Source organism: Myxococcus sp. AB025B, from assembly GCF_006518215.1.
Classification (GTDB): Bacteria; Myxococcota; Myxococcia; order Myxococcales; family Myxococcaceae; genus Myxococcus; species Myxococcus fulvus.
In genome coordinates this window covers 1-8,381 of the sequence record NZ_SRLW01000373.1, presented here as the reverse complement: position 1 = coordinate 8,381, position 8,381 = coordinate 1, and the positions used below count along the sequence as shown (strand labels likewise).

General features: G+C 68.5%; 5 protein-coding genes. All 5 read left to right on the top strand.

Annotation, left to right across the window (positions count from 1 at the left end):
• Nucleotides 1-2,691: error-prone DNA polymerase (locus FL311_RS38045; protein ID WP_141332566.1), on the top strand; the 2,691-nt coding region annotated here is incomplete at its 5' end.
• Between the two features lie 216 nt (nucleotides 2,692-2,907).
• Nucleotides 2,908-4,170 carry a Tat pathway signal protein gene (locus FL311_RS38040; RefSeq protein ID WP_141332565.1) on the top strand — a complete coding sequence of 421 codons (1,263 nt, stop codon included), beginning with the start codon at nucleotides 2,908-2,910 and terminating at the stop codon, nucleotides 4,168-4,170.
• A gap of 55 nt (nucleotides 4,171-4,225) precedes the next feature.
• On the top strand, nucleotides 4,226-7,288 hold the full coding sequence (locus FL311_RS44485) for a hypothetical protein (RefSeq protein WP_194869536.1): 3,063 nt from the start codon (nucleotides 4,226-4,228) through the stop codon (nucleotides 7,286-7,288).
• 256 nt (nucleotides 7,289-7,544) lie between these two features.
• The gene (locus FL311_RS38030) at nucleotides 7,545-7,889 is read left to right on the top strand and encodes a trypsin-like serine protease (RefSeq protein WP_228557347.1); all 345 of its coding nucleotides are present in this window, start codon (nucleotides 7,545-7,547) and stop codon (nucleotides 7,887-7,889) included.
• The gene (locus tag FL311_RS38025; RefSeq protein WP_141332564.1) at nucleotides 7,873-8,190 is read left to right on the top strand and encodes an IS66 family insertion sequence element accessory protein TnpB; all 318 of its coding nucleotides are present in this window, start codon (nucleotides 7,873-7,875) and stop codon (nucleotides 8,188-8,190) included. Before FL311_RS38030 ends, FL311_RS38025 begins: the two co-directional genes overlap by 17 nt.
• The last annotated feature ends 191 nt before the right edge of the window (nucleotides 8,191-8,381 follow it).

Genomic DNA, 8,381 nt, shown 5'->3' with positions numbered 1-8,381 from the left:
CCCCTGGACCGCATCGCCCCCCTCGCCGAGGCCTTCCCGGAGCGCTTCCACGTCGGCCTGTGCCGCACGCTGTCCGCCGGAGACTCCGCGCGCGAAGCGCAAGCCGTCGCACTGGCCCGAGAGCTGAGGACCCCCCTCGTCGTGCACAACGACGTGCACACGCACCACCGACGCCGTCAGCCGCTCCAGGACGTCCTGACCGCCGTGCGGTACGGCACCACCGTGGACCGCGTGGGCACGCGCCTGATGCCCAACGCGGAGCGCACGCTGAAGGGCCCCCACGAGATGGCGCGCCTGTTCGCGGACCGGCCGGACGCGCTGGAGCGCACCGTGGAGCTGGCCTCGCGCTGCCGTGCCTCCCTGGACGACCTTCGCTACCGCTTCCCCGAGGAGGACCTGCCCCCGGGCCGCACCGCGGACGAGCACCTGCGCGCCCTGACCTACGAAGGGCTCACCGTCCGCTACCCAGCGGGTGTGCCCCCCGAGGTGGTCAAGCAGATCGAACACGAGCTGCGCCTCATCGCCGCGCTGGACTTCGCGGGTTACTTCCTGGCGCTCTGGGACATCGTCGGCTTCGCGCGGCGGCGCGGAATCCTCTGCCAGGGTCGAGGCAGCGCGGCGAACTCGGCGGTCTGCTACGCGCTGCAGATCACCGCCATCGACCCGGTGCGCATGGGCCTGCTGTTCGAGCGCTTCCTCAGCATGGCTCGCAAGGAGCCCCCGGACATCGACGTCGACTTCGAGCACGAGCGCCGCGAGGAGGTCCTCCAGTACGTCTACGAGAAGCACGGCCGGCACCGCGCCGGCATGGTGTGCGAGGTCATCTGCTACCGGGGACGGCTGGCCCTCCGCGAGGCCGGCAAGGCCATGGGCCTGTCCCTGGACCAGGTCGACCGACTCTCCAAGGTCTCCGCCGCCCACGGCTTCGAGGTGACGCCAGAGGTCCTTCTCGAGGCCGGCCTGTCCGCGTTCGACCGACGCGTCCAGCGCACCCTGTCCCTCGCCTCCGAGCTGGAAGGCTTCCCCCGACACCTCTCCATCCACGTCGGCGGCTTCGTGATGACCCGCGAGCCCCTGACCCAGCTGGTCCCCGTGGAGAACGCGGCCATGCCCGGCCGCACCGTCATCCAGTGGGAGAAGGACGACATCAACTCCATCGGCCTGCTCAAGGTGGACCTGCTCGCCCTGGGCATGCTCACCGCGCTCTCGAAGTGTTTCACCTTGATTCGCGAGCACCACGGCCGTGAGCTGTCATTGGCCACCATCCCCGCCGAGGACCCCAGGGTCTACGACATGCTGTGCGAGGCGGACACCGTGGGCGTGTTCCAGATCGAGAGCCGCGCCCAGATGAACATGCTGCCCCGGCTCAAGCCGCGGACCTTCTACGACCTGGTCGTGGAGATCGCCCTCATCCGCCCCGGCCCCATCGTCGGGAAGATGGTCCACCCGTTCCTGCGCCGGAGGAACGGCGAGGAAACCGTCGTGTACCCGAGCGAGGCCGTGAAGGAGATCCTCGGCAAGACGCTCGGCGTGCCGCTCTTCCAGGAACAGGCGATGAAGCTCGCCATGGTGGCCGCCGGCTTCTCCGCGGAGGAGGCGGACGGCCTTCGGCGCGTGCTGAGTCACAAGCGCGCGGAGTCGATGCTCCTCCAGTACCGAGGCCGCTTCGTGGAGGGCTGCCTGTCACGTGGCTACACCCGCGCCCAGGCCGAGGAGTGGTTCGACAACTTCCGCGGCTTCGCGCACTACGGCTTCCCCGAGAGCCACTCCGCCAGCTTCGCGTTGATCTCCTACGCGTCCAGCTGGCTCAAGTGCCACTACCCGGCGGCCTTCACCACCGCGCTCCTGAACTCCCAACCCATGGGCTTCTACGCCCCGCACACCCTCGTCGCGGACGCACAACGCCATGGCGTGGAGGTGCGCCCCGTCGACGTGCGCGTGTCCCAATGGGACTGCACCCTGGAGGACGAGGGCAGGGCGCTGCGACTCGGGCTGCGGATGGTGCGCGGACTGGGCGAGTCCGCGGGCCGCCGCGTGGAGACGGGCCGAGGCGAGCACGGCTACACCGACGTCGGAGACCTGGCGCGGCGGGCCCGCATCCCCCGGCACGAGCTGACGCGCCTGGCCCTCGCGGGCGCGCTCGCGTCGCTGAGCGGCTCACGACGACAGGCCCTCTGGGACCTCCAGGCGCTGGGGCCGCTGGACTCGGACGACCTGTTCTTCGGCATGTCGATGGACGGCACGAAGGTGGAGCTGCCCTCGATGGACGTGTACGCGCGCGTCTGCGCGGACTACGACACCGTGGGCCTGTCCCTGGAGAAGCACCCGCTGGAGCTCGTGCGCCCGCTGCTCAAGCGCCAGGGCGCGGTGACGGCGGAGGGCCTGAAGACGGTGGCCTCCGGGCGCACCGTGACGGTGGGCGGGATGATGATCTGCCGCCAGCGGCCTCCCACCGCACGCGGCATGTGCTTCCTCTCGCTGGAGGACGAGACGGGCATCGCCAACCTCGTGGTGCCTCCGGACGTCTACGAGCGCTGCCGCAAGGAGCTCCACGGCGCGCTGTTCCTGGTGGGGCAGGGCGTGCTGGAGCGCTCGGGCAAGGTGACCAACGTGAAGGTGAAGACGGTGTGGGGGCTCGAGGCCGCCGCCCGCCTGGAGCCTTCGAGCGAGCGGCGCCGCACCTCCGCCTGAGTCCCGCCAGGACGCACTGCCGGTCCGACGTCACTCCGGACACGCCACGGGTGCCTGTCTACCCGTCTGGCGACGGGCCCGCGTACCACCGCGACGCAGCCGCGTCCTCGTGGACCGCGTCCCTGGCGGAGGGACCGGGGCGCACCGGGTGGAGCCGCCTCGGCACGCGGCTGGCAATAGGAGGCGCACCCCCTCCTCGACCCGGATGGAACTGGCATGCCGAAGGACGTCTTCACCGTGTGTTTCTGTGGAACCGGCTGCGCGCGCGACGAAGGCGAGGAGACCCGGTACTGGGACTACAAGACCTCGCTGGTCCGCTTCCTGTCCAAGACCGAGCGCCAGCTCAAGAGCGACAAGAACATCTTCGACCCGCAGACGGGCTACATCCCGGTGCGCATCCACAAGGAGATCTCCGGCGGGCTGCGCAACACGAAGCGCAGCGGCTCCGTGCGAGGAGTGGGTGAGAACGACTGGTACGACCAGATGGACCGTTGCGACCCCCTGCTCAGCAACCTGGAGCTGACGCCCGGAGACCTGCGCAAATACGTGTCGGGCTACTCCGAGGGCGATCAACGCGGCATGGCGAACCAGGGCCTGGGGTGGGCCGACGCCGCGCTCGCGCTCCACGGCGCGAGCCTCGCGGCGGCCAGCGGCGCGGAGCAATACAACTTCATCGGGCACAGCCGTGGCGGCGTCGAGGCCATCATGGCCGCCTGGTTCCTCTACGCCTATGGCGGAGAGGCCCGAAAGAACATCCCCATCAACATCTTCGCCATCGACCCCGTTCCGGGAATGGGCGAGTGGTACAGCATCCAGACCCAGCTGGCCCCCCAGGTCGCCAACTACGTCGGCGTCTATGCGTGGGACCACCTGGACACGGGCTTCAGCGCGGTGATTCCCCGGCCCAACGCCCGGATGACCAAGCAGAAGGCACACCAGGACATCGAGGATGGACGGGGACTGGGGAGCACCTGGGCGACGCTCGCGAACAACCGCCAGCTCGCCGACCCCCTCGTCCGTCAGGAACTGCCCCAGCCGGAGGGTTACAAGCTCTACGCCATCCGGGGACGCCACGGCACCGTCGCGGGCATCTACACCACGGACGGGCTCTATGACGCCTCCAAGGTCAGCGACGACGTCGGCGCGGTCCCCCGGCTCGTCTACAAGATGGCCCGTGGGTACCTGACCCAGTGGGACACCGAATTCCAGACGCGAAGCCGCGTGCGCGAGGGTGTCAAGTCACTGCGCAGGCGCATCCACACGGCGCACTCCCACTTCGACACCATGGCGCTCGGTGAGGTCCGCACGTCCCGTCTGCCCTTGCGCCAGTCCGTGCGGCGCGTCTCCTCCATCCACGGCATGCGCACCTGGGACCGCTACTACCTCGAGGACGTGGTGGGCACGCCTCCCTACAACCTGACCTATCCCTGCACCATCGAACAGGCCGGGGACGGGTGGATCGACTGGACCTTCCTGTGAGCCCGCGCGGCCACCGAGACATCGCAAACCCCTCCAGGCGTGGAGCTCGACGACGATGAGCAAGATCGATGACGTGCTGTCCGTGGTGCCCGACAAGTACTTCACGCACGTGAGCCACGACTGCTACGTGCGGCTGCTGGACACGCCCCGCATCTGGGGGTTGCCGTTCGGTCCGGAGATCATGCAGGAGGCCCGGCGCCGCACCAACGACTTCGAGCGCGCCCTGGTGGAGGTCCTCCAGAAGACGCGCTTCCGCTGCGACGTGGCGTCCCTCAACAGCCCGGACCCCGCCTGGGCGAAGATCATCCTGGGGGCCCTCGACACGGCGATGATGGCCAACAAGGGCAAGCCCATCCAGATCCGCTTCCTCTTCGGGCAGACGCCCATGCTCCTCAAGGACGGCACGTCGCCCAACCTCATCGACTTCCAGGGCGCGCTGATCCGGCTGGTGCGCTCTCGCAAGAAGGACTGGGGCGCGGTGCCGGAGATCTGGATGGCGAAGTTCTACCGCCTGCAGGAGGGCCTGCTGTCGGGCTTCTCCGCCTTCGTGAGCGCGTCGCTGCCGTCATGGCTGGCGCCGGACTCCGACGACGACTTCACGAAGATGACGTGGAACCACTCGAAGATCGTCGCCTCGGATGGCGCGGAGGCGCTGGTCGGCGGGCACAACCTGAACATGGACCTGTTCACCAGCTATCCCCCCGTGCACGACGTGTCCGTCGTCATGCACGGCGCGGGGGCCCTGGGCGCGCAGCGGTTCCTGAACCGGATGTGGGCCTGCAGGACGGACGTGGTGACCAAGGAGCGCCTGGACCCGGACACCCTGACGTGGGTGAACGGGGATGACGACAAGGCGGAGGTGCGAAAGCCCCTGGACCCGCTGGACCTGAAGGAGGCCCAGGACCTGCGCGCGCAGCGCTACGAGCTCTTCTCCAGGATCCACATCGGCGGTCTGCCGGTGGACAGTCCTCGCGCCCGCCGCCGGATCGGCAACGAGCCGCTGCCCACCGTCTGGGAGGAGGACACCGAAGAGGACCTCCTGCCGGATGTCATCCGCGAGGACGACCTGCAGACGCTCAGGGACCTGGAGCAGCCCGTCTTCGAGGAGGACCGGACCATCGGCTACGCGGGCATGGGGGAGTACAAGCGCGCGACGCGCGTGCTGTCCATCGGCAAGCACTGGTCCGGCTCGGACATGAAGGAAGACTACGAGAAGGCGTCCGAGCTCATGAAGGAGAACCTCATCATGGGCTGCACGGACGTGCTGCGCCTGTCGCAGATGGACCTGGTGAGCGCGTGGAAGAAGAAGTGGTCCTCGCACGTCGTCTGTCATTGGATCATGGAGTCGCTGCTCACCAACCCGCACCTGGTGGTGCAGGTGGTGGTGTCGCCCCTGGACGCGGGCGCGGGCGCGGAAGGAGACCAGTACTCGTTCGGCTCGGGCGCGTGCCGCACGTTCGAGCTGTTCCAGTACTACATGGCGAGGACGCTGGAGGACGCGCTGCGGCCGGATGCCGAGCGGCGGCTTCGCGCCCTGGACCGCCTGCACATCGCGCCGTTCTATTACACGGACGTGCCCCGGGATAAGACGCGGGAGGGGGAGTCGTACTTCTGGCCGCAGCTGACGCCCGAGGGCTACACGGCGACCTTGAAGCAGAAGGCGCTCTCCGAGGTGCCGCCGGTCAAGGGCATCATCGGCAACGCGGTGGAGTCCGTGCAGAAGGCCAGTGGCGCGGTCTTCCCCAAGGTCCCGTCGGCGCCGGGCAACCACTCCAAGATCATGATCGCCGACGACCAGGCGTACGTGGTCGGGTCCGACAACCTGTATCCAGGCTTCCTCTCGGAGTTCAACTACCTGGTGGAGGGGCCGGTCGCGGTGGGCGACATGCTGCGCAACTACTGGGAGCCGCTCTGGTCCTTCTCGGGCAAGCATTGCGTCAATCCCCGCTGCGATGGGGGATGCAAGACCCTCAAGAATCCTCCCAAGCCCAGGTCGGGCCGTGGGGTGATGTCCGAGCTGCCCGCGAGCCGGTTGTTGATGGGCATGGGGCATGGGAGCCCGTTGCCGCGTCCCGAGCTCTTCGGTGGCCGCATGCCAGGGGGGCTCCAGTCGTCCTCGTTCTTCGCCCGGAAGGGCTCGGGTCAGGACTGGTCCGAGCCGCTCCTGAACGCCGGCAACCAGGGGAAGGTCCTGCGGGTCGACCTGCGCGCGCCGCCGGACCTGATGGAGATCCTGAAGAAGGACGAGGAGACGGCGAAGAAGGAGAAGGAGGAGCGGGATCGCCTCAAGCGCCTGCAGCCCGTGTCCTCGTCGCCGTCGACGGGGACGACGCAAAAGACCGCCTCCACGACGACGGGCGGGTCCTCGCCCTCGACGAAGGAGTCGTCCTCCAGCGCCTTCGAGAACCACGACAAGATCGAGGGGGCGCACTACTACACGGACCAGCAGATCGACACGCTCCTGCGCCACTACCTGCGCGGCGTGCCGAACGTGGTCGTGCTGCGTGGCATCAACCTCTACGTGCTCAATCGCATCGCGCCGGACACATATGACGAGGCGCTCCAGGGCATGGTCGCGGATGGTCCGCCCCGCGTCCTCGTCCAGCCCTACAACATCAATGGCAACCACTGGGGGCTCATCTACATCAAGGTGGCGCCCCCGGCGCGAGGTGTCCGGGGCCAGGCCCGCGTGCTCTTCGTCGACCCGCTGGGGCCGCAGGGTGTGCCCAACCTGGGCACGCTGCGGCGCGCGTTCCCGGACCTGCTGGTCGAGCGCTCCGGCATCCGTTACCAGGATGACGTCATGGGGAGCTACAAGGACGGCCAGCACAGCTGCGGTCCGTGGATCATCCAGATCGCGCGGCACCTCGTCGCGAACGATGGGGCCCTGCCTCCCACGGCGCGCCACCCGCGTGACGCCGCCGTCGGGTTCCGCGCGGAGCATCAGCAGGTCCTGGACAACCTCAACCGACAGTTCATGGACGAGTTCGTCATCGTGGAGGACTACTTCGACTCGCCCAAGCCCCTGGTCAAGAGCGGGGACCTCCCGAAGCCACAGCCTCCCGTGGACAACAGCAAGAAGGACTCGGACGACGACGACGACTTCGTCATGGTCTGAATCCGGGACAGCACAGGGGGAAGCTGACGCGTCAACCCACGGCGTTCCCAGAGCGCATGACGTGTCAGTGATGTCCCGTGTCGGGGCTCGTGCGAGGGGCTCACTCTGGGCGGCCCCTGGTTCATGCATTGCAATCCTCCGAGTCACCTGGAACTGGAGGATGCATTGCGTTTCGTGAGTCGCGTGGTGGTCGCGGTCGGGCTGTTGGGGTGTGGGGGGGGCGGAGCTGGAAGTGCCCGAGGCGATGGAGCAGGGGATGCAGGAGATCGTGGGAGGCGTCGAGGCGCGGCCCGGTTCGTGGCCCTGGATCGTCAGCCTGCAACAGGGCGGGAGCCATTTCTGTGGCGGCAGCCTGATTCGGGTGGGCAGCCGGCAGGAGACCGACATCGTCCTCACCGCCGCGCACTGTGTCGCGGATGGATATTCGGGCGTGACGGTGGTCGCGGGTGCCCATGACTTCTATCGGCCCACCTCCGCGCAGGTGATGGTCCGCGTGGCGAACGCCGTCTCTCATCGTAACCGTCCGGCGAGCGACGTGGCGGGAGGCATTGCCGAGGTAGCAGTCGTGGTGGACCCTGGCCGGAATGTCGAAGCCGGCTGAGAAGCAGGAGTGGTTCCAGGTCGCCGAGGCCTTCGAGGCGAGCGGCCTGACGCAGAAGGAGTTCTCCACGCAGCGAGGATTGAGGCTGAGCACACTGCAGTCGTGGGTGTACCGGCGCCGCCGCCAGCACCCGCAGAAGGTCCCTGCGGTGCGGTTGCTGCCGGTGGAGGTCTCGGCCATTGCACCACCGCCGAGTCCCGCGCTGCTCGAGGTGGTGCTGGCCAGCGGAGCACGGCTGCGGTTCCCGGCGGGCGCCGACGTCGACTACGTGGTCCGGCTCGTCACCGCGCTGGGCGGGTGAGCGCGTGTTCACGCTTCCGGCGTCCGTGCGCGTGGTGCTGGCCACCGAGGCGGTGGACATGCGCAATTATGCCGAGTCCGGCGTTATGCGGAGTTGAGGGGCATGCCGCGCGCCAGTCCGAGGAGGAGACCGGCGCGGCGGCTCCGCATAATCATGCCCCTTTCCGCGAGGGCCGCAGCGAGGCGAGCAGC

Coding starts and splice junctions, on each gene's coding strand:
- FL311_RS38040 (WP_141332565.1), top strand. CDS start 2,908: ATGCCGAAGGACGTCTTCACCGTGTGTTTCTGTGGAACCGGCTGCGCG.
- FL311_RS44485 (WP_194869536.1), top strand. CDS start 4,226: ATGAGCAAGATCGATGACGTGCTGTCCGTGGTGCCCGACAAGTACTTC.
- FL311_RS38030 (WP_228557347.1), top strand. CDS start 7,545: ATGCAGGAGATCGTGGGAGGCGTCGAGGCGCGGCCCGGTTCGTGGCCC.
- FL311_RS38025 (WP_141332564.1), top strand. CDS start 7,873: ATGTCGAAGCCGGCTGAGAAGCAGGAGTGGTTCCAGGTCGCCGAGGCC.